The sequence below is a fragment of the Escherichia sp. E14V7 genome (genome assembly GCF_004212225.1).
GTDB lineage: Bacteria > Pseudomonadota > Gammaproteobacteria > Enterobacterales > Enterobacteriaceae > Escherichia.
This window is the reverse complement of record NZ_RHJJ01000037.1, coordinates 1-1,267: the sequence shown is the minus strand read 5'-3', so window position 1 is coordinate 1,267 and position 1,267 is coordinate 1. Positions and strand designations below refer to the sequence as shown.

Genomic DNA, 1,267 nt, shown 5'->3' with positions numbered 1-1,267 from the left:
GCGTCCGAGAACCAGTTCACCACCATCAAGGTTCAGGGTGCTGCCAACATCGCTGCGCAGATAATCGGAACTCTGACTCATACCATTCAGGTCAAAGGTCGCACCTGACGCCAGCACCAGACCGCCGTCTGTCCCCAGCGCATTATCCGCTCCGGCAATCAGCGTCCCGCCGTTAACATAGGTATCGCCACTATAAGTGTTGGAGGCGTTGAGGATCAGGGTACCTTCACCTGCTTTGGTCAGTGTTTTACCATCCCAACCAGTGGAGCTGTTGGCATCCACATCCGTCAGCGCAGTATTCAGCGTGAAGCTGCCATCCGGGTTGCTCAGGGTAAACGTGCCGTGCGCATCGGTAGCGGCGTTATCCACATCCGCATACCAGGAGAGTGAAGTCGTCAGTTCGTACTGTGTGTCATCCGCAGGGTTAATGCGGCTGTCAACCGTCAGGAAGTCGGTTTCTTTGGCATCGATTCCGGCGACGGTCAGCTCTTCAAAATCACCGCTGATGGCGCTGTCGGCATCAATCAGGGTGAAGGTGTAAGGATCGTGAGTCAGTGGATCTTTAATATTGCCAATGCCGGTGATATTCAGCGTGCCGTCCAGCGAGGCACTGTCAGCGGTGATTATCGGGCTGGTCGCATCCGGCGCCAGGCTGATGTTCAGCGTACTGTCATCCTGTTGAACAAAGGCGTCAACTGCCAGCATCGAGCCCGCCACCAGCGAGGTGGTACCAGCACTGTATGTCGTAAAGTTCGCCAGCGCGTACTGCCCGACTGCGTTCAGATTCAGCGTGGCATGATTATCCACGTCGCCCACGCCCAGAGCCGCGACATTGTCAGCATTCAGCGTGCCGTCTTCAACCACTGTACCGCCGCTGTAGGTATTGGCATTGGCGATAGTAATGGTGTTGGCATCCTGTTTCACCACTTTACCTGCGCTCGCGTCTACAAGGTTGTCGCCATCATACATGGCGTAGTCGCTAATCACGTTACCGCTGTTCAGCGCCCAGTTATCCGTACCGCCCAGATACAGGGCGCCGCCATCAACAACATTGCCTGTACCCAACGCAGGGGCGTTCATCACGGTGAGGCTGCTGTCCTTACCGATGGTCCAGGTGCCGCTAAAATCATCGTTGTCGCCGCTGACGGTAAGCGCACTCTTCGCCCAAATGCTACCGCTGCCGCTGAGATTATTACTCAGTTCACCAGCTGGTGCATCCATGTACAACGTCCCGTCAACCACAATTTTTCCGGTGCCGAGAGCCGCA

General features: G+C 56.0%; 1 protein-coding gene. It reads right to left on the bottom strand.

What is annotated here, in order from left to right:
* Positions 1 to 1,267, bottom strand: a 1,267-nt coding sequence (locus D9741_RS23300; RefSeq protein WP_205712980.1) for an autotransporter-associated beta strand repeat-containing protein, incomplete at both ends; no start/stop codon positions are given.